Origin of the sequence: Bradyrhizobium lupini (assembly GCF_040939785.1) — a bacterium.
Lineage (GTDB): Bacteria > Pseudomonadota > Alphaproteobacteria > Rhizobiales > Xanthobacteraceae > Bradyrhizobium > Bradyrhizobium canariense_D.
On sequence record NZ_CP162553.1, the window covers coordinates 3,385,866 to 3,404,667 of the forward strand.

Genomic DNA, 18,802 nt, shown 5'->3' on the forward strand with positions numbered 1-18,802 from the left:
GGTCACAACCCCATCTGCCGCGACGCGAGATCCTTCATGATCTCCTCGGTGCCGCCGCCGATCGCGTTGACCTTGACCTCACGGTAGATGCGCTCGGCCTTGATGCCGCGCATGAAGCCGGCGCCGCCAAAAATCTGCACCGCTTCCGAGGCGCAGAACGCCATGGTCTGGGTCGCCTGGTTCTTCATCATGCAGATTTCGGCGACCGGGCTTTCGCCCTGCTCCAGCCGCCAGGCCAGCATCTCCAGCATCGCTTGCGATGCGGCGACCTTCTGCGCCATGTCGACGATCTTGTGGCGGATCACCTGGTGCTGCGCGAGCGGCTTGCCGAAGGTCTTGCGCTCCTTGGCGTAGGCAATGGCCTCGTCGAGGCAGACGCGCGCGAACGCGGTGCAGCCCGCCGCCATGCCCATGCGCTCGCTGTTGAAATTCCGCATGATGATCTTGAACCCCTGGCCTTCCTCGCCGATCAGGTTTTCCGCCGGTACGCGGCACTCGTCGAAATGCAGGGTCGCGGTGTCGGAGGCCCACCAGCCCATCTTCTTCAGCTTTGTCCGGGACAGGCCGGGCGTATCCCCCTCGATCAGGAGCAGGCTGACGCCGCCGGCGCCCTCGCCGCCGGTGCGCACCGCAACGGTCAAATAGTCGGCACGCATCCCGGATGTGATGAAGGTCTTCTCGCCGCTCACGACGTAGTGATCTCCGTCGCGCCGCGCCTTGGTGCGGAGGCCCGCGACATCAGAGCCGCCGCCCGGCTCGGTGATCGCGAGCGCGGAGATTTTCTCACCCGCGAGCACCTGAGGCAGCACGCGCGCCTTCACCTCGGGGCGCGCGGCCCGCGCGACCGGCGGCGAACCGATCGTATGGCTCATCAAGCTGGCGCTGACACCGCCGGCGCCAGCCCGCGCCAGCTCCTGGCTGGCGACGATCCTCATGAACTGGTCGGCGGCGATCCCGCCATATTCCTCGGGGAAACCGAGTCCCAAGAGCCCGATCTCGGCCGCCTTGCGATAGAGCGCGCGGGGGAATTCACCGGCCTCATCCCACTCGTGGGCGAAGGGCGCAATCTCCTTGTCGACGAAGCGGCGCATCACCTCGCGAAAGGCGTCATGCTCGGCGGTATAGAACGGGCTCATCATCGCACTCTCGCCTTGCTGGCGGATTCGTCTCGTCCACCATGGCCGGAACCTTGGCGGCTCACTTGCGCGGAGTGGCTGGCCGAGCCCCGCTCCAAGCAAGCTCGCTCTAGCAACTCAACGCAAGACGATTTTCATCGCTCGCGCGCCAACTCCGGATCAAAAAAAGGATGGTGCACAAACTCCGGCTGGCCCTTGGGCCATGCCGGGCATGGTGCATGGCAATAGGGACGCGGGCGGCACAAGTCCGCCGAGGGAGGAATTCTTGGCCGTTCGTTACTACGACTGGATCGCCCACCATGGCCGCCGCACACCGAACAAGATTGCGGTGATAGACCTCGCGAGCGAGCGCCGCTTTACCTATGCGCAGCTCGACGCGCGCATCTCGCGTCTCGCGTCATTTCTGCGCCATGCGCTGAAAGTCTCGCGCGGCGAGCGGGTCGCGGTGCTGGCGCTGAACACGACCGATACGCTGGAGGTGCAATTCGCCTGCGGGCGGTTAGGTGCGATCTTCGTGCCGCTGAACACCCGCCTCACCGTTCCCGAACTCCAGTTCATCACCGCAGATTGCGCGCCGAAGGTGATGATCCACGACACCGATCTCGCCGAAACGGCGCTGGCCGTGGCAAGGCTCTGCGGCATTGCGACGAGCCTGCTGCTTGGCCCCAGCGGGACTTATGAGGCCGGCATCGCCGCCGCAAAGCCACTCGAGAAAATCGAGGAGGTGACCCTCGATGACGTCTCGACCATCATGTACACCTCGGGCACAACGGGTCATCCCAAGGGCGCCACCATCACCCATGGCATGACCTTCTGGAATTGCGTCAATCTCGGCGGCCCAGCCTGCATCGGGCCGTCCTCGGTGCTGCTCACCGTGCTGCCGCTGTTCCACACCGGCGGCCTGAATTGCTACACCAATCCGGTGCTGCACGCCGGCGGCACCGTGATGATCATGCGCGCCTTCGATCCCGGCACGGCGCTCGGCCTGATCAACGATCCCGCACAGGGCATCAACGTGTTCTTCGGCGTGCCCGCGATCTACCAGTTCATGGCCCAGCATCCGGCGTTCGCGACCACCGACCTCGGCCGGTTGATCGTGGGAGGTGTCGGCGGCGCACCAATGCCGGTGCCGCTGCTCAAGGTGTGGGAGGCGCGTGGCGTCGCACTCCAGCAGGGCTACGGCATGACCGAGACCTCGCCGGCCGTGCTGGTGCTCGACCGCGAGGATGCGGCACGGAAAGCCGGCTCCGCCGGCAAGCCGGTGCTGCACACTGAAGTGCGCATCGTGCGTCCTGACGGCGGCGACGCCGATGTCGGCGAACTCGGCGAGCTCTGGGTCAAGGGACCGAACATTACGCCCGGCTACTGGAACAGGCCGGAGGCGAACAAGACGTCGTTCACCGATGGCTGGCTGCACACGGGCGACGCGACACGCGTCGATGAGGAAGGTTTTTATTACATCGTCGACCGCTGGAAGGACATGTACATTTCCGGTGGCGAGAACGTCTATCCGGCCGAGGTCGAGAACGTCCTGCACCAACTCGACGCTATCGCGGAAGCCGCCGTGATCGGCATTCCCGATCCGCAATGGGGCGAGGTTGGCCTCGCCATCGTCGCGGCCAAGCCCGGCCAGCGGTTGACCGAGACAGATGTCTTCGCGCACTGCGCGGCGAATCTCGCGCGCTTCAAATGTCCACGCCAGGTCCGCTTCGTCGATGCGTTACCCCGCAACGCCACCGGCAAGATCCACAAGCCGACCTTGCGCAAGGAATTCTCGGGCGCCTCGGAAGTCGACAAGAAAGCCGCCAACGCCTGATCAAAGCGCCCCTCTCGCGGGCACTTTTCTTTTTGACGTGCGTGTTCCAACCCAGAAAAGCCAAGGAATTTTCATGAAAAAGAAACTCTCCCTGCTCGCCGCAGCAACGGCGTTGGTGCTGCTGACAGCCCAAACCGCGTATGCGCAAAAGGCGTACGACACCGGCGTCACCGACACCGAGATCAAGATCGGCAATGTCGAGGCCTATTCCGGCCCGGCTTCCGCCTACGGGGTCATCGGCAAGACCGAGGAAGCCTATTTCAAGATGATCAACGACCAGGGTGGCATCAACGGCCGAAAGATCAATTGGATCTCCTACGACGACGGCTACTCGCCGCCGAAGACCGTTGAGCAGATCCGCAAGCTGATCGAGAGCGACGAGGTCTTCCTGGTGTTCAACGCGCTGGGCACGCCGACCCAGACCGCCGTGCAGAAATATCATAATTCCAAGAAGGTGCCGCAGCTGTTCCTCGCCACAGGCGCCAGCAAGTGGAATGACCCGAAGAACTTTCCCTGGACGATGGGCTTCCAGCCCAGCTACCGCGTCGAGGCACAGATCTTCGCGAAGTATATTCTGAAGGAGAAGCCGGACGCGAAGGTCGCGATTTTTTATGCCAACGACGATTTCGGCAAGGACTACCTCGCCGGCATCAAGGACGTGTTCGGTGACAAGGCATCGAAACTGATCGTGGCCGAAGAGAGCTACGAGACGTCGGAACCCTCGATCGATGCTCATATCGTCAAGCTCAAGGGCACCGGCGCCGATGTCTTCGTAAACATCGCCACGCCGAAATTCGCGGCGCAGGCGATCAAGAAGATCGCGGAGCTGGAGTGGAAGCCGATGCATCTCATGACCGATGTCTCGGTGTCCATCGGCGCGGTGATGAAGCCTGCCGGCCTCGAGGCATCCGAAGGGGTGCTGTCGGCTGGTTATCTGAAGGATGCGTCGGATCCGCAGTGGAAGGATGATGAGGGCATGAAGAAGTTCATGGTCTTCGTCGACAAATACATACCCGGTGCAAATATTTCGGACGCCAATCTGGTTTACGCCTATGCCGCAGCCCAGACGATGGTGCAGGTGCTGAAGCAGGCGGGGGACAATCTGACCCGTGAGAATGTGATGAAGCAGGCAGCGAGCCTGAAGGGCTTCGTGCCCGACACACTGATCCCGGGCATCAAGATCAACACCTCCGCCACGGACTTCGCGCCGATCGAGCAGCTCAAGATGTGGCGGTTCAAGAAGGGCCAGTGGGAACTGTTCGGCGATATCATCAGCGCCGAAACGGGCGGCTAGTTCGACTGAGAGCAACAGCCTGAATCGACCGAATAGCGGCCGAAGGGCCGCTATTCTTTTCCAGCAAGCGACGGCGCTGTTCCCGCGCTTTCAACCTCGATCATGTCGTCGCCGACGTCGATGCCCGCGATCGGCAGGCCGAGACGACGCGAATCGCCGACGCCCCTGAACATGGGGCATGCCCAGGCGAGGGTGGCGATGCCTGACGGCGGCAGATCGAGGCTCAGCCTGTAGCTGTCACAACCGGTCACGACCGCTTCGGGGCGGATGGCCGTGCCATCGACATAGAATCGCGTGTCTATCGTATCTAGCGGTGCGCGAAGTGCGGGGCTTCGAACGCGGACAATGGTGCGGCCCGGCTTCCCCTTGATGCGCACGGCTGCCTCTGGTTCGCTCCAGCGGAAAGTGTGACCGGCAGAGAACTCTTCGGCATGGAATCCGATCTGCGCGACAACGCGCTCACCAAGGAGCCCGTCAACAGGTCCCGCATCTCGTCCGAGACGGTGAATGCAATCGAGCCTCTGATGCCGGATCAGCGCGGCGATGTATCGCCGCATCCATCGCGCGATCGCATCGCTCGATCCGGCGGCCGTCACAGCGACCAGCACGGCCCGCGCGTGCCATGCCGCCAGCCGCGCGAAACCGCGCGCGCCGAGACCGCCGAGCAGCGCCGGCACGGCCCAACGCCATACCGCCACCCATTTCTCGCCAGGCCCTCCCCCGCCGTCACCGAGGCTGGAGCGCAGGAGCGCGTTCAGTGCATTGCGGGCGAGCGACGCGCCGGCCTCGCTCCGCGAGCTCCACTCGACCGGAATGTCGAGCAGCTCGCTGCCGGCATCGTTGCGGGCCTCGCTCAGATAGCGAATCTCGCCTTGCACGAAGTCGAGCGTGAATTGCTTCAGCTCGCCGATCTCACCGACATAGTAGTGATGGAAGCGCGCCTCCTCGAGATAGCCGATGGAATGACCTCTCGCGTGATAGGCGGCGGCGAGCACCCATTCGGCGAAATGACCGAGCTCCTCGCGCAGGCCGCCGCATTCCCGGTAGACGTCGTGCCGCGTCACGAAACACTGATCCAGGACCTTGCGCCAGGGATGCTGCTTCATACCGAACTCGATGTCGGCCTGGTACATGGCGGCCTCTGCCACGGATAACCGGTTATGGCAGATCGGGATCGAACGGCAGGAAAAGCCGGCCCAATCGGGATGAGTATCGATCGCGCGAATGCAGAGTTCGATCACGTCGGGTTCGGGCCGGCAGTGCGATTCCGTGAAGAACAGATAGCTGCCGCGCGCCTTCGTCGCGCCGAATGCGCAGAGCCCGATGTCGTGTTCGGAATCGGTGAATTCGAGGCGAGCCCTGTTGCCGGCCAGCGCCTTCAACTGCTCGCGTGCCGTGAAATCCGGAGGCACGACCAGAATGATCTCGTAGAGCGATGTGTCGGCAGTTTGCGACGTCCAGCCGAGCCAGGACATCTCCCACTGCCCGCGGTGAGATTCGAGCGGGATAATGATTGAGAACAGCGGAGATTCTGCCGTCGTAGAGTGCGGACGCGTCCTGCATGTCCCCTTATAGACGCATGCTCGTCATTCCGGATAATTTCTTGCGGGCTATACCGACAGAAACAGCGCGAACGATTCTTCCACCGTTCGGCGCAGATGCTTTTGGTACAATTCGTGGTTAGCATCGCCGGGCGCGACCCGACCCAGCGAGGGCTTCGCGAAGTTTCGAGCGGCACATAAGCGATCGGCGCTGCGATCGGCGTCAGCTGCGAGCCGGGACCGGCGCGGAGCGTCGAGATGATCCCGTACATCTCGCCGGCGACCGTCGGCCGCGACACAGTGATCACGCGATGCTGGCCGTGCTTGATGATGACGAGATAGATGAAGCCGGACTGATGCGGCACGGCGACCTCGCCGGTGTGTTCATAGGCGGCATCGGTCCGCTCGCCCTCGCGGAACACCAGTGAAGAGACCTTCGGCTCCCAGACGATCTCGGTGCGGTAGGCGAAGATCGCGTCCTTGTCGCCGAACGACGGTCGCAGCGTGATGTAGACGTCCTCGAGCCACGTCACCGCGCGATGCGCATAGGAGCCGAGGCTGTCGGGCGCGACATCGTTTGCGGCCGGAGCCGTCACCACGGCGGCGCTTCTACGCAGGGAGACGCCCAGCGCCTGCTCCACCCGCACCGTGGTCGCCAGCGTGAACGGCCGTCGGCCGCCGAGCACCTTCTCCAGCGTCGACAGGCTGAGCTTGGCCTGCTCGGCCAGCGCCTGCCGGGAGATCCGGCGCCTGGCGAGCTCCTCGCGAATGGTCTCCGCGATCTCGCGGCTCTGCTCGTCCGACAGCTGCTTGTCGGTGAATTTGTCCTGCGTCTGCATCGTGGCCCTGCTCCAGGACGACATCCTAGCAGGACGGACAAACCAGCACAAAACCGCACTTCGCCATCTCGGAGGCGGCGGGCCGGGCCGGCCGTGGCGGAACATTGCCGATCATTCTGCTCGCGAAATCGGGCCGTCCCGGCGGATGCTCGGGGCCAGCAAAAATGCTCGGGAGCAGGCCAAATGGATATCTATGACACGACGGACAGCAACGAACACCCTTGGCTGGGCAGACTGATCGTGGTCGGACTGTTCCTTCTGGCGCAGGGCATCGCGGTGATGCTGGTCGCCTTCGTGGCCCTGCTGGTGAGCTTCGAGCCGGGCTGGTCGGCGACGACGGAGCAGGCCAGCCTGCTCCAGCCCGGCGATGCCAAATCCGGGTCTCTCCTCCTCAAGGAGGATGGCGCCTACACGGAAGCGATCCGCCTCGGCATCGACGTCGACATCACGGTGTCGGGCCCGACGCTGCGAGCACGAGTCACCCAAATCTTTCGCAACCCGACCAAGGACTGGGTCGAGGCCACCTATGTCTATCCGCTCCCCGCGGGCGGCGCCGTCGATTCGCTGAAGATGGTGGTCGGCAACCGCGTCATCGTCGGGGACATCAAGGAGCGGCAACAGGCGCGCATGATCTACGAAGAGGCGCGCCGCGCCGGCCAGAAGGCCGCGCTCACCGAACAGGAGCGGCCGAACATCTTCACCAACTCGGTCGCCAATATCGGCCCCGGCGAAACCGTGCTGGTGCAGATCGAATATCAGGAGCCGGTGCATCAATCCGGCAACGAATATTCACTGCGCCTGCCGCTGGTGGTCGGGCCGCGCTACAATCCGGCGCCGATCGTCCAGAGCGCCGATTTCCGCAACGATGGCTCCGGCTGGGGCGCGACCAACTCGGACCCGGTGCCGGACCGCGACCGCATCTCGCCGCCCGTGCTGGATCCCGCCAGGAATGCACCGGTCAATCCGACCAGCATCACGGTGCGTCTGAACGCCGGCTTTGCGCTCGGCGAGGTCACGAGCCCCCATCATAACGTCAAGGTCGCGAGCCCGGACAATACGATGCGAATCGTCTCGCTTGCCGACGGTGCCGTGGCTGCCGACCGCGATTTCGAACTGACCTGGAAGCCAGCGGCCGTGAAGGCGCCGTCGGTCGGCTTATTTCGCGAGCGCGTCGGCGACGCCGATTATTTGCTTGCCTTTGTCACCCCGCCCGCCGCCGAGCAGGCGACGCAGAAGCCGCGGCCGCGCGAGGTGATATTCGTGATCGACAATTCCGGCTCGATGGGCGGCACGTCGATCGTTCAGGCCAAGGCGAGCCTCACCTACGCGCTCTCCCGTCTCCAGCCGACCGACCGTTTCAACGTCATCCGTTTCGACGATACCATGGACGTGCTGTTTCCGGTCTCCGTCGCGGCGGATGCCGAGCGTGTCGGTGAAGCCACCTCGTTCGTCAGCGCGCTGCAGGCGCGTGGCGGCACCGAGATGGTGCCGGCGATGCGGGCCGCGCTGACCGACAAGCTTGGCGACGCCGGCATGGTTCGCCAGGTCGTATTCCTGACCGACGGTGCGATCGGCAACGAGCAGCAATTGTTCGAAACGATCACGGCGATGCGCGGCCGCTCGCGCGTGTTCATGGTCGGCATCGGATCGGCGCCCAACACCTATCTGATGACGCGCGCCGCCGAGCTCGGCCGCGGTGCCTTCACCCATATCGGCTCCGTCGAGCAGGTCGAGGAGCGCATGCGCGGCCTGTTTGCCAAGCTCGAGAACCCGGCCGTGACCGGGCTGAGCGTAAAGTTCTCCGAAGCGAAGGCCGACGTCACACCGACGATCATTCCCGACGTCTATCGCGACGAGCCGCTGGTGCTGGCGGCAAAGCTCGACACGCTTGCGGGCTCGGTCGAAATCAAGGGCCGCGTCGGTGACCGCCCATGGTCGGTGACGCTGCCGCTGCAAAATACGGCCGAAGGCAACGGCCTGTCGAAGCTTTGGGCCAAGCGCAAGATCGCCGATGCCGAAGTGGCGCGCACCCTGCGCGAAATGACGCCCGAAGACTCGGACAAGGCAATCCTGGCACTGGCGCTCGACCATCAGATCGTCACGCGGCTCACCAGCCTCGTCGCGGTCGACAAGACGCCGAGCCGTCCCGAAGGCGAGCCGCTCAAGCCCAGCGAATTGCCGATCAACCTGCCGGCCGGTTGGGATTTCGCGAAGGTCTTTGGCGAACGACAGCAGGTCCCAGCGCAGCTCCGCGAGCGTCACGCCGATGCACGCAACCAGCCGGCCACGAGGCGACCGACGCCCGCTGCACCGGATGCGATCCGCCTGCCCAAGACCGCGACCTCGGCCGAGCTGAAAATGACCGCAGGCCTGATCTTGGTCGTGCTCGCCCTGATCCTGTTCGTGTTCAAGCGGCGTCAGTCCTTGCTCACTGACGCCGCTTGAGAGAGGAGCCCCCCGAACTCCTCTGTTAGCGCGCGCGGCTGCCCGTCCCACACACCAACGGCCGCGCGCGCCTTTTTGAACTCGCCCTCTCACCTTCGTCATTGCAAGCGAAGCATCCAGAAACTCATCCACGGAGACAGTCTGGATTGCTTCGTCGCTTCGCTCCCCGCAATGACGGGAATTAGTACAATGCCGCGCATCATCTCTCCCCTCGCTCTCGCCCTGATCGGCATCATCCTGTTCGGCGACGGCGCCTACATCCATGCCAAAGCATGGCTCGCGCAGGTGCTGCTGGAGCGCGCATTCGACCAGAGCGTTGCGACCGGCGAGGTGGTCAGGCCATGGTCATGGGCCGATACTTGGCCGGTTGCGCGAATCGAGGTGAGGCGGATCGGCGCCCGCGCGATCGTACTGGAAGGCGCGAGCGGCCAGGCGCTCGCTTTCGGGCCCGGCCATATCCGCCAAACGGCTGACGCGGGCGAGCGGGGCGTTGCCGTATATGCAGCGCACCGCGACACTCATTTCCGTTTCCTGCGGAATGTCGCCATTGGTGACCTGATCGACGTCACACGCAGTGATGGCAAGCACTTTCGTTTTCGCGCGGATTCCTCCGCTGTGGTTCGCTTCGATGCCTCGGGGATCGATCCTGCGGCACGAGCAGCCGAACTCGTGCTCGCGACCTGCTGGCCGTTCGACGCCGTCGCGTCCGGCCCCGAGCGCTACATCCTGCATGCTACCCTGATCGGCACTGATGAATAGCGGTTCGCAATCGATCCGCACCCCCTCTTGAATCCGCCCGACCTGTAGGGACAATGCCGCTCGATGGAACCCCTGAACCGGCGCCGTCGACCGCAGACCCATCAGAATGGCCCATTGAGCATTTCCGCTGTAATTTGCGAGAAGACGGTGATGGATGAGGAATTCAGGCAGCGTCTCGAACAGCTGGAAAGCCGCGTCGCGCTCCTGGAGAGGAACCAGGATCTTATCGCCGCCGGGCAAAGACGCTCCTCGCTTCGGAGCCTCTGGCGCCGCCCGCCGATGTGGACCTTCGAGCAATATCCGCCGCGCCTGCTCAACCTGACGGCTTTCCCGCGAACTCCTGCGATCCATCCGGGCGCGCCCAGAATCGCGATGGTCACTCCGAGCTACAACCATGCGCAATATCTCGGCGCCACGATCGACAGCATCGTCAGCCAGAACTATCCGGACCTGTATTATCACGTGCAGGACGGCGCCTCGATCGACGGCACGCTCGATCTCCTGAAGAGGCGCGGCGATAGCCTGAGCTGGAGCAGCGAACCGGACAAGGGGCAATCCAGCGCCATCAATCTCGGCTTCGTCGGCGCCGAGAGCGAGATCATGGCCTATCTCAACAGCGACGACGTGCTGCTGCCCGGGACACTTGCGTATGTCGCAAATTACTTCATCGCACATCCGCGTGTCGACGTCGTCTACGGCCATCGCGTCTTCATCGATCGCGAGGGACTCGAGGTCGGCCGCGCCGTGCTCCCGCCTCATGACGGCAAGGCGTTGCGATATGCCGACTACATTCCGCAAGAGACGATGTTCTGGCGCAAGCGCGTGTGGGACAGGATCGGGCCGATCGACGAGAGCTTACACTACGCGATGGACTGGGACTTCATCCTGCGGGCGCAAGCCGCAGGATTCAAATTTGCACGCTTGCCGCGATTTCTCGCCTGCTTCCGAATCCATGACGCACAAAAGACGGCATCGACCTATGCGGTCGGCGTCAGGGAGATGGGCATCCTGCGGCGACGCATTCTCGGCTTCGAACCGACACAGATGCAGATCCGGCGCGCCATCGCTCCTTATCTGGCGAAGCAGCTGGCCTATCACTACGCCTACAAGCTCGGCATCCTGCGATACTGAACCACGGCGCGAGCAGTGATCCCAAAATGTCGATCACCAGGGCTTGGCGCGCGCTCATTCCACCGCACGGCATACCCGCCCACGTGGTTGCCAGTCCGAAGAACTCGCCATAGAACAGAGTGACGCACCGCCAACAAGAACAACAGGTGAGGTCACACCATGGAAGCTCGCGTATCTGCCGCCTCAGCTTCATCGCGCCCATGGTCTCCGCCGCCCGATGCCAGCGACATCGTCAAGGGCATCCACGCCATGCTGCATCCGCGCAACATCGTGCTGGTGGGCGCGACCGACAAGCCCGGCAACTATGCCGAGCGCATCTGGAACAATTTGGTCAAATACGGCTACGAGGGCGGGCTCTATCCCGTCAATTCCAAGCGCGACACCATCTGGGGTGTCCCCTGCTACAAGGACTTTGCAAGCCTCCCGGAGAAGCCCGACCACGTGCTGGTGCTGGTGCCGGCGCGCTTTGCCGTGCAGGTGATCCGCGATGCCGCCGCGGCCGGCGCGCGCTCGGCCACCATCGTCACCTCGGGCTTCAGCGAGTTGCAGGACGAGGAAAGCCAGAAGCTCGCCGCCGAACTGCAAGCGGCCGTGCGCGAGACGGGATTGGCGGTCACCGGCCCGAACTGCCTCGGCAATTTGAGCGCGGGCGAAAAGCTCTTCACCAATATCGACGACCGTATCGTCACCATGGAACAGGGCGCGGTGGCGATTGCCGGGCAATCCGGCGCCATCGTCATGGCGATCCGCCAGGCCCTGGAAGATCGCGGCGTCGGGGTCGGCTACATGGTGACGACCGGCAACGAGGCCGGGCTCGAGACGCCGGACCTGATGCGCTATTTCGCCGAGGATCCTAGCATCAAGGTGATCGTGGTCTACCTCGAAGGCGTGCGCAACACCAAGGCATTCCGGGACGCCTGCAAGGCGGCGCGCGCCGCGAGCAAACCGGTGATCGCGCTCAAGCTCGGAGCGTCCGAGGGCGGCCGCGCGGCGGCGATGGCACATACCGGCGCGCTCGCGGGCTCGATCGAGACCTTCGACGCCATTGCAACGCGCGAAGGGGTCATCAGGGTCGGCGGGCTCGACGAGCTGATCGAGACCACCGAATGTTTCGTCCACGCCGCAGTGCCCAGGGGCGACCGGCTCGCCGCAGTGACGCTATCCGGCGGCAAGCGCGGCATGCTGATCGACGCCTTCGATGCAGAAGGCCTGAATTTTGCACCACTCAGCTCGCATGTCGGCTCGGAGCTGGCAAAGATGCTCGGGCCGGGCTCGATCGTCGGCAACCCGCTCGACGCCGGCTTTGCCGCGGTGGTCGATCCCTCCGTCTACATGAAATCGATCGGGCTGATGATCGACGACCCCGATATCGACATCGTCATCATCGATGCCGAGCTGCCGAAAGCGCCGCACGAGTTGCGCGAGCGCAATCTGCGCATCGTCGACGAGATGGCCGGCCGGGCCGGCAAGCCGGTGATCTATATCAGCGCGATGTCGATCGGCTTCACCGAGTTCACCAAGACCTTGCGCAAGTCGCTGCCGCATCTGGCGGTCATGCAGGGCATGGATCGCGCGGTGATTGCGATCAAGTCGCTGCTCGACTACGCCAAGCTGCGCAAGGAAGTGCCTGATATCGTCTCCAGCTCGAAGCCTGCAGCGCGTGCCGTGCTTGAGAAGGCGCTGAAATCGGCAACCGGCGCCGCACTCGACGAGGTCGCCTCCAAGAAGCTGCTGAAGGCCTATGGCATCCCGATCTCGAAGGAGGCAATCGCACAGACAGCAGCCGAGGCCGTGAAGATCGCCAAGCAGATCGGCTTCCCGGTCGTGGCCAAAGTCGTCAGCGCCGAGATCCTGCACAAATCAGATATCGGCGGCGTGGTGCTGAATCTCAACAACCCGGCCGCGGTGAAGAAGGCGTTCGCCGACATCACCGCGCGGGTGAGCAAGCTGAAGGGCAAGCCGAAGCTCGACGGCATCCTGATCGCGCAACAGGTGAAGGCCGATCTGGAGCTCGTGATCGGCGCCTCCCTCGATGCCGAGATGGGTCCGGTCGTGCTGTTCGGCACCGGCGGCATCGACATCGAGCTGATGAAAGACGTGGCGCTCGCCGGTGCGCCGCTGGACGATGCCGAGGCCCGGCTCCTGATCGGCCGCACCAAGGCCGGTATCAAGATGCGCGGCTATCGGGGCAAGCCGGCCTTGCACGAGGCCTCCGCGGTGAGGGCGCTGGTCGGCCTGTCCAATCTGATCGCGGATGCCGGCGACCGGATCGCCTCGATTGATGTCAATCCGTTCCTGATCAATGCCAAAACAGGCGTCGCCGTCGATGCCCTCATCGTGCTGAACAATGCTGCGGCCAAACGCGCGGCTGGGCATTGATGTCGCGTAGGGCGGATTAGCGCAGCGTAATCCGCCAATTAGTCCATGGCCACACGAGGCGTTGGCGGGTTACGCTTCGCTAACCCGCCCTACGTACCATTGCAGCTCCTTCCAACTTCCCTCGTTTGGCCGTAAAATCACCCAGCATGGCACGCGCGAGCAATCTGGTGATCGGAACGGCGACGCTGGCGGTGATTGCCGTGGCGTTCGGCGGCGTCCTCGGCGTGCAGAAATGGCGCACCCTCCAGAGCCGCAGCCAGTTGCGCGTGGTTTTCGAGGGCGGCTCGGCCAGCGGATTGCGCCGCGGCGGGCCGGTCAATTTCGACGGTGTTCCCGCCGGCCAGATCCTGTCGATCAAGCTGGACAATCCCCGCAAGGTCGTGGCCCTGGTGATGCTCGACAACTCCGCGCCAATCCGTAAGGACACCGTCGCGGGTATCGAGTTCCAGGGTCTCACCGGCGTCGCCGCGGTCTCGCTGATCGGCGGCGCGCCCTCGGCGCCCCCAGTGCCGCTGGACTCGGACGGCATACCCGTGCTGACCGCCGATCTTAGCGACGCCGAATCGATCGTCGACACCCTGCATAGTGTCGACCGCACGATCGTCAGCAACGCGCCGGCGATCAGGGAAGGCCTGCGCACGTTCGAGACCTACACCGCCGATCTCCGGAGCAAGGGCGGCGAAATCGATTCCGTCATGGCCAAGGTCGATAGCGCCTTCGCGGGCTTCGACAAGGCGGTCACAAAGATCGAAGGCGTAGTGCCCGGCTTTGCCGACGGCAAGGCGGATGAGCTGTTCGAAAAGATCCACGGATTGCACGAGCTCGCCGACACCATGAGGAAGAAATCGGCGAACTTCCTCGAAGACATCCGTCGCTCGCTGCTCGACGTCAGCGAGGCCGCCAACAAGATGAGCGGGACACCCACACCGGCTGCCGCTCCGCGACCGCCGCGCAAGCCGGCGCAGCAGAAACGCTAGCCTCTACCACGCGTAGCGGACGACGCCCTTGCCGGCGTAAGAGCGGGTGACGTTCGAGAACTCGCCCTCGAAGGTCGTCGACGCAGACCAGCCGTTCATCCAGCTCATCTGCACCGCCGCTGTGGTCAGCGCGGAATCGTGCGCCTGGGCGGCGCCATTCACCACGAACGCGGATCCCGGCAACGTCTGGAAGACCGCACCGACGGTGCGATCCGGATTGTAGTCATGCGCCCAGGCGACGCGGCCGCGCAGGGTCATCAGGCCGCCGGCTGCGGCAAAGGACTTGTCCGCGCGCAGGCCGAGTTCGGTGCGGGTGCTGGTCACGTCCTTGGCGGCATAATTCAGCGCGAAGACGTTGCTGCCGACCACAGCGAACTCCGAATAGCTCGGAAGGCTGAACACGGTGGCCTGGAGCGCCGCATAGGGGGTGAGGCCGATCCACTGCGAGGCATAGCGATAGCCGCCCTCGACACGGCCCGAGAGCGCGTTGGCGTTGAACTGCGCACGCAACTGATCCAGGCCGGCGGCGGTGACGATGCGATTGGTCGTGACGTCCTGCCAGCCATAGGCCAGCGCGGCCGTGACATAGGCTGGTCCTGCGTTGTGACGCACGAAGGCGCCGGCCTGGAACAAATCCGAGCGGCCCCAGCCGAGCCCGGTGACATTGAAGCCGGTGCCGCCGCCGGCGAGCGCAAAACCTACGATCGTCGACGGCGAGAAGCGATAATCCAGACCAACCGCCGTGCCGTACACGCTGCTGGTGGCGTTGTTCGAGCCAAGCGCCGCATTGCCGCCAGTGGCCTGCGAGCCGCCATAGCCGGCGGCCCAGACGTCCCAGCGCTGCTCGAATGTCAGCGGCGGTGCCTTGCGGTAGATCGAAGCAAGGGCGTCGCTGGCGTTCTTGCGGGTCGCGGCATAGGCAGTCGCGTTCGTCTCGTCGGCATAGGGCGTCGCGCCCGGTGCGCCGCCGCGTCCCGCGCTGAAGACGTCGGTCAACAAGCCGATAAATTGGTTCATCGCATTGAACGTCGTCTGCTGCGATCCCGTCCCTGATTCGCCGGAGGCTTGCGTCAGTCCCGTCGGCGAGAGATCGCCAGCACCACGGGAAGGCTGCCGGTGTTGTCGAAGTAGTGCGTCAGAATGTTGGCGACATTCTGCTGGTTGATATTGAGGCCGCCGCCATAGCCCAGCGCGAGATCCAGGAAGACGTTGTTGGGGTCGTAGCTCAGGGTCGCATGCAGGTTCGACGACAAACCCGCGACGACCGGATTGAAGCTGTCGGGCAGCGTGCCCGCGTTCAGGATCGTGTAGTGCTTCGCGATCGAGTCGGTCGGTACGACGACGACCGTGGCGCCGGCGAGCGTCGCCGTTCCCGTGACGACCGCGACGCCGTTGCTGGTGCCCGAGACCTGCACCATGTAGTGCGACGCCGACGTAAACGAGAGATCACCGGACACGTTGAGCATCCCAGTGGGACTGCCCGGTGCTAGCGTGCCGCCGTTGACGGAGATGGAGCTTCCGACCGTGCCGACGCCACCGAACGTGCCGCCGGCCGCGACACTCACATTGCCATTGATGGTGCCGGCCAGCGTGAGCGTGCCGCCCAGCACGTTCCAGTCCTGATTACCCGTGCCGGTCACCGTCCAGGTCGAATTGTCGACCTTGTTGAAGGTCGAGAAGCCGTCATACTGAAGAAGGGGACCGATCAGGTCGAGGTTGAACGTATCCTTGCCGATGCCTCCGAGCTGGAACGTGTCGACGCCAGTGCCGAGCACCAGGCCGTTGATGATGCTGCCGGGTCCTAGCGTCAGCGTGTTGGGGCCGCAGACACAAAACTCGATTGCAGCGATTCCGGCCGCAGCGTTGATGTTCCCGGAGTTGAAGACGTTGGCCCCGCCGCTCACGCTGATGCCGACGCCGCCAGCACCGACGGTGATGGTTCCGGTATTGACAACGTGGTTTGTCGTTGTGAACGAGCTCACGTCGATGCCGAAGCCGGAATCGCCGACCGTGATCGTACCTCTGTTGATGATGGTGTTGGAATCACCGAGAGCTACGATGCCTTCGGCGAAATCGGCCCCTGTGATCCGTCCATTGTTGCTGATCCTGGAGGACAGGCCCGTAAACGCGATGCCCGCACCGCCCAGACCCACGCTGATCGTCCCGTTTTGGTTGATCGCGACCCGATTGCCCTGCACCGCAATGCCGGCGGACGTGCCATCGCCCGACTTGATCGAGCCACTATTGGTGACCTTGGCGTCATCACCGAACAAGGCGATGCCGACACCAAAGTCGCCGGCCGTGATTGCGCCGAAATTGCTGACGATTTGAAAACTACCCTGCATAAAGATGCCAGCGGCACCCTGCCCGACCGAAATCGTGCCGGTGGCGGTGTTGGTGACCGTGTTGTTATCCATGGTCGCAACGATGCCGCCGGAGAAGCCGGAGGAATCGCCGACCTTGATCGCGCCTGCATTGGTCACGGTCGTGCCACCGAACGAAGCGAAAATCCCGATTGAATCATCGAGTCCGGTGATCGTGCCCGTCGCGGCGTTGGTGATCGTGTTGCTCTGGACCGCGAAGATGCCCGCGCCCGACGCGCCGATGGACAGCGCACCGCTGTTGCTAACGCTATTGTTGTTTCCTACCGAGATCGCGCTGCCGTGGTCGCCGGTGGTGACGGTCCCGGCATTGATGATGATGTTGTGATCGAGCGCGGAGATACCGAGGCCGTTATCAAGCACCGTGATGGCGCCGTTGTTGGTCACGGTGTTCGAATTGCCGCCATTGATGCCGGTGAGGCCCGAGCCCGCCGCCACCGTGCCATTGTTAGTGATGACGTTGGTGTCATTGACGTTGATCGCCGCCGTGCCGTTATCGTTGACGCTGGCGCCAGTCAGCACATTTACGGTCAGATTGGTGACGCCGCCGCTTGCCGCAAAGCCGTCGGCATCGGTGCCGCTACAGGTGACGGTCTGCCCGCTTGCCGCCGGGTCGGGCGCGCAGTCCGCCTGCGCAGGTGTCGCCGATAGGCCGAGGCTGAGAACGACCGCCACGACAGACGAAGCGACCGCGGCAAGGCGCAGCCCAATCCGACCAGCCCTCGGCGGCCCAAATTCCACTTTGATGCCCTCAGTCCAGCGCTCCCCAGCGGCGCCGCCGGCAAACTAGGCCGCCGGGCCCCTCCGTGGAACTACGGAATCGGCGGAATCGCTGGGGGACAGCAAAACCGGACTGATTCAGCGGACCATGTTGCACCAGAGGCACGCTTTTCCGGCGCAGCCTGGTCGATCCACGACGTTTGCGTGTTCGGTTCGGTCGCAATATTGACCGTCGTTCACATCAATGACTGATCATCTGGGGCGGCGCCGCGTCCCAACGGGAGCGAGCGGCACGCCTTCACACACACTGATTTGGGCAACGGCTTAGTAATTGGTGGGCGCCGCTTCATTCGGGATGCCGTCGATCGGGCATTCGGCGGTACCGGGCGTCGCGCGCGTCATCGCCTCGACCATGTCCCGGGTGCCTTCGGGATCGGCGATCCAGTTCTTGTAGAAATCATAGGGGCAGACGGCGAGGCCGCGCGGGCTTTCGCCGGAATTGATCATGCCGGTGTAGCCGCGGTGGACCAGCTTGTAGAGATGGTTCTGCGACTGGCCGTTGCGGCGCGCATCGCGGATCAGATGCTTCGACAGCTGGGCATATTGGATGCCGTAGTCCTCCTCGCCGCACTCGCCGAGGGTGCGGCCGTCGAAACCGATGATCGCGGAGTGACCGAAGTAAGAATAGACGCCGTCGAAGCCGGCAGCGTTGGCGACCGCGACATAGACATTGTTGGCCCATGCCATCGCTTTTGAAATCAGGATCTGCTGCTCCTTGGCCGGATACATGTAGCCCTGGCAGCGCACGATCAGCTCGGCCCCCTTCATGGCGCAGTCGCGCCAGATCTCCGGGAAGTTGCCGTCGTCGCAAATGATCAGGCTGACCTTCATCCCTTTCGGGCCGTCGGAGACATAGGTGCAATTGCCGGGATACCAGCCCCTCGATCGGCACCCACGGCATGATCTTGCGGTACTTCTGCACGATGTCACCCTTGTCGTTCATCAGGATCAGGGTGTTGTAGGGCGCCTTGTGCGGATGCTCCTCGTGGCGCTCGCCGGTGAGCGAGAACACGCCCCACACCTTGGCCTTGCGGCAGGCCTCCGCAAAAATCGCGGTCTCTTCACCGGGCACCGCGCAAGCGGTCTCATACATCTCCTTGGAGTCGTACATGATGCCCTGGGTGGAGTATTCCGGGAAAATCACCAGGTCCATGCCGGGAAGGCCGGTCTTCATGCCCACCACCATGTCGGCGATCTTGCGGGCGTTGTCGAGCACCTCGGCCTTGGTGTGCAGGCGCGGCATCTTATAGTTGACCACCGCGACGCCGACGGTGTCGTTGCTGCTGGAGATGTCACCGTGAAGCATTTGAATTGCTCCTCTACT

The 18,802-nt window shown here is 63.8% G+C and carries 11 protein-coding genes and 2 pseudogenes; 7 read left to right on the plus strand and 6 right to left on the minus strand.

The window, feature by feature from the left end:
- Positions 1 to 2: 2 nt before the first annotated feature.
- Positions 3 to 1,139: an acyl-CoA dehydrogenase family protein gene (locus tag AB3L03_RS16000; protein ID WP_018455957.1), complete on the minus strand. Its 1,137-nt coding sequence runs from the start codon at positions 1,137 to 1,139 to the stop codon at positions 3 to 5.
- Positions 1,140 to 1,401: 262 nt separating this feature from the next.
- Here AB3L03_RS16000 and AB3L03_RS16005 point away from each other — a divergent pair, with 262 nt between their 5' ends.
- On the plus strand, positions 1,402 to 2,952 hold the full coding sequence (locus tag AB3L03_RS16005) for a long-chain fatty acid--CoA ligase (RefSeq protein WP_026233060.1): 1,551 nt from the start codon (positions 1,402 to 1,404) through the stop codon (positions 2,950 to 2,952).
- A gap of 73 nt (positions 2,953 to 3,025) precedes the next feature.
- Positions 3,026 to 4,246 (plus strand): ABC transporter substrate-binding protein, encoded by a 1,221-nt coding sequence (locus AB3L03_RS16010; protein WP_204513120.1) that lies wholly within the window; start codon positions 3,026 to 3,028, stop codon positions 4,244 to 4,246.
- A 50-nt stretch (positions 4,247 to 4,296) separates the two neighbouring features.
- Here AB3L03_RS16010 and AB3L03_RS16015 read toward each other — a convergent pair whose 3' ends face one another.
- Together AB3L03_RS16015 and AB3L03_RS16020 are read right to left on the minus strand one after the other, a co-directional pair.
- Positions 4,297 to 5,721 carry a glycosyltransferase family 2 protein gene (locus tag AB3L03_RS16015; protein WP_368508892.1) on the minus strand — a complete coding sequence of 475 codons (1,425 nt, stop codon included), beginning with the start codon at positions 5,719 to 5,721 and terminating at the stop codon, positions 4,297 to 4,299.
- A gap of 135 nt (positions 5,722 to 5,856) precedes the next feature.
- Positions 5,857 to 6,626: pseudogene (locus AB3L03_RS16020) on the minus strand (multiprotein-bridging factor 1 family protein).
- 183 nt (positions 6,627 to 6,809) lie between these two features.
- On the opposite strand from AB3L03_RS16020, the gene AB3L03_RS16025 reads away from it, so the two are divergent.
- The 5 genes from AB3L03_RS16025 to AB3L03_RS16045 all read left to right on the plus strand — a co-directional run bounded on the left by AB3L03_RS16025 (position 6,810) and on the right by AB3L03_RS16045 (position 14,317).
- Positions 6,810 to 9,071 (plus strand): marine proteobacterial sortase target protein, encoded by a 2,262-nt coding sequence (locus AB3L03_RS16025; protein ID WP_204513118.1) that lies wholly within the window; start codon positions 6,810 to 6,812, stop codon positions 9,069 to 9,071.
- Between the two features lie 189 nt (positions 9,072 to 9,260).
- Positions 9,261 to 9,830 (plus strand): class GN sortase, encoded by a 570-nt coding sequence (locus tag AB3L03_RS16030; RefSeq protein WP_085348665.1) that lies wholly within the window; start codon positions 9,261 to 9,263, stop codon positions 9,828 to 9,830.
- A gap of 150 nt (positions 9,831 to 9,980) precedes the next feature.
- On the plus strand, positions 9,981 to 10,961 hold the full coding sequence (locus tag AB3L03_RS16035) for a glycosyltransferase family 2 protein (protein WP_204513117.1): 981 nt from the start codon (positions 9,981 to 9,983) through the stop codon (positions 10,959 to 10,961).
- Between the two features lie 159 nt (positions 10,962 to 11,120).
- On the plus strand, positions 11,121 to 13,340 hold the full coding sequence (locus AB3L03_RS16040; protein ID WP_204513116.1) for an acetate--CoA ligase family protein: 2,220 nt from the start codon (positions 11,121 to 11,123) through the stop codon (positions 13,338 to 13,340).
- 146 nt (positions 13,341 to 13,486) lie between these two features.
- A complete protein-coding gene (locus AB3L03_RS16045; protein ID WP_204513115.1) occupies positions 13,487 to 14,317 on the plus strand; it encodes an MlaD family protein in 831 nt (276 codons plus the stop codon).
- A gap of 3 nt (positions 14,318 to 14,320) precedes the next feature.
- Here AB3L03_RS16045 and AB3L03_RS16050 read toward each other — a convergent pair whose 3' ends face one another.
- From AB3L03_RS16050 to AB3L03_RS16060, 3 genes and pseudogenes are all read right to left on the minus strand, one after another.
- The gene (locus AB3L03_RS16050) at positions 14,321 to 15,334 is read right to left on the minus strand and encodes an autotransporter outer membrane beta-barrel domain-containing protein (RefSeq protein ID WP_368508893.1); all 1,014 of its coding nucleotides are present in this window, start codon (positions 15,332 to 15,334) and stop codon (positions 14,321 to 14,323) included.
- Positions 15,335 to 15,387: 53 nt separating this feature from the next.
- A complete protein-coding gene (locus tag AB3L03_RS16055) occupies positions 15,388 to 17,373 on the minus strand; it encodes a hypothetical protein (RefSeq protein WP_368508894.1) in 1,986 nt (661 codons plus the stop codon).
- 369 nt (positions 17,374 to 17,742) lie between these two features.
- A pseudogene (locus AB3L03_RS16060) lies at positions 17,743 to 18,784 on the minus strand (aliphatic amidase).
- Positions 18,785 to 18,802: the final 18 nt, after the last annotated feature.

What these genes read in the sequence shown, in the direction of transcription:
- AB3L03_RS16025 (WP_204513118.1), top strand. Translation starts at nt 6,810, where the DNA reads ATGGATATCTATGACACGACGGACAGCAACGAACACCCTTGGCTGGGC.
- AB3L03_RS16045 (WP_204513115.1), top strand. Translation starts at nt 13,487, where the DNA reads ATGGCACGCGCGAGCAATCTGGTGATCGGAACGGCGACGCTGGCGGTG.
- AB3L03_RS16040 (WP_204513116.1), top strand. Translation starts at nt 11,121, where the DNA reads ATGGAAGCTCGCGTATCTGCCGCCTCAGCTTCATCGCGCCCATGGTCT.
- AB3L03_RS16010 (WP_204513120.1), top strand. Translation starts at nt 3,026, where the DNA reads ATGAAAAAGAAACTCTCCCTGCTCGCCGCAGCAACGGCGTTGGTGCTG.
- AB3L03_RS16015 (WP_368508892.1), bottom strand. Translation starts at nt 5,721, where the DNA reads ATGTCCTGGCTCGGCTGGACGTCGCAAACTGCCGACACATCGCTCTAC.
- AB3L03_RS16000 (WP_018455957.1), bottom strand. Translation starts at nt 1,139, where the DNA reads ATGATGAGCCCGTTCTATACCGCCGAGCATGACGCCTTTCGCGAGGTG.
- AB3L03_RS16030 (WP_085348665.1), top strand. Translation starts at nt 9,261, where the DNA reads ATGCCGCGCATCATCTCTCCCCTCGCTCTCGCCCTGATCGGCATCATC.
- AB3L03_RS16035 (WP_204513117.1), top strand. Translation starts at nt 9,981, where the DNA reads ATGGATGAGGAATTCAGGCAGCGTCTCGAACAGCTGGAAAGCCGCGTC.
- AB3L03_RS16050 (WP_368508893.1), bottom strand. Translation starts at nt 15,334, where the DNA reads ATGAACCAATTTATCGGCTTGTTGACCGACGTCTTCAGCGCGGGACGC.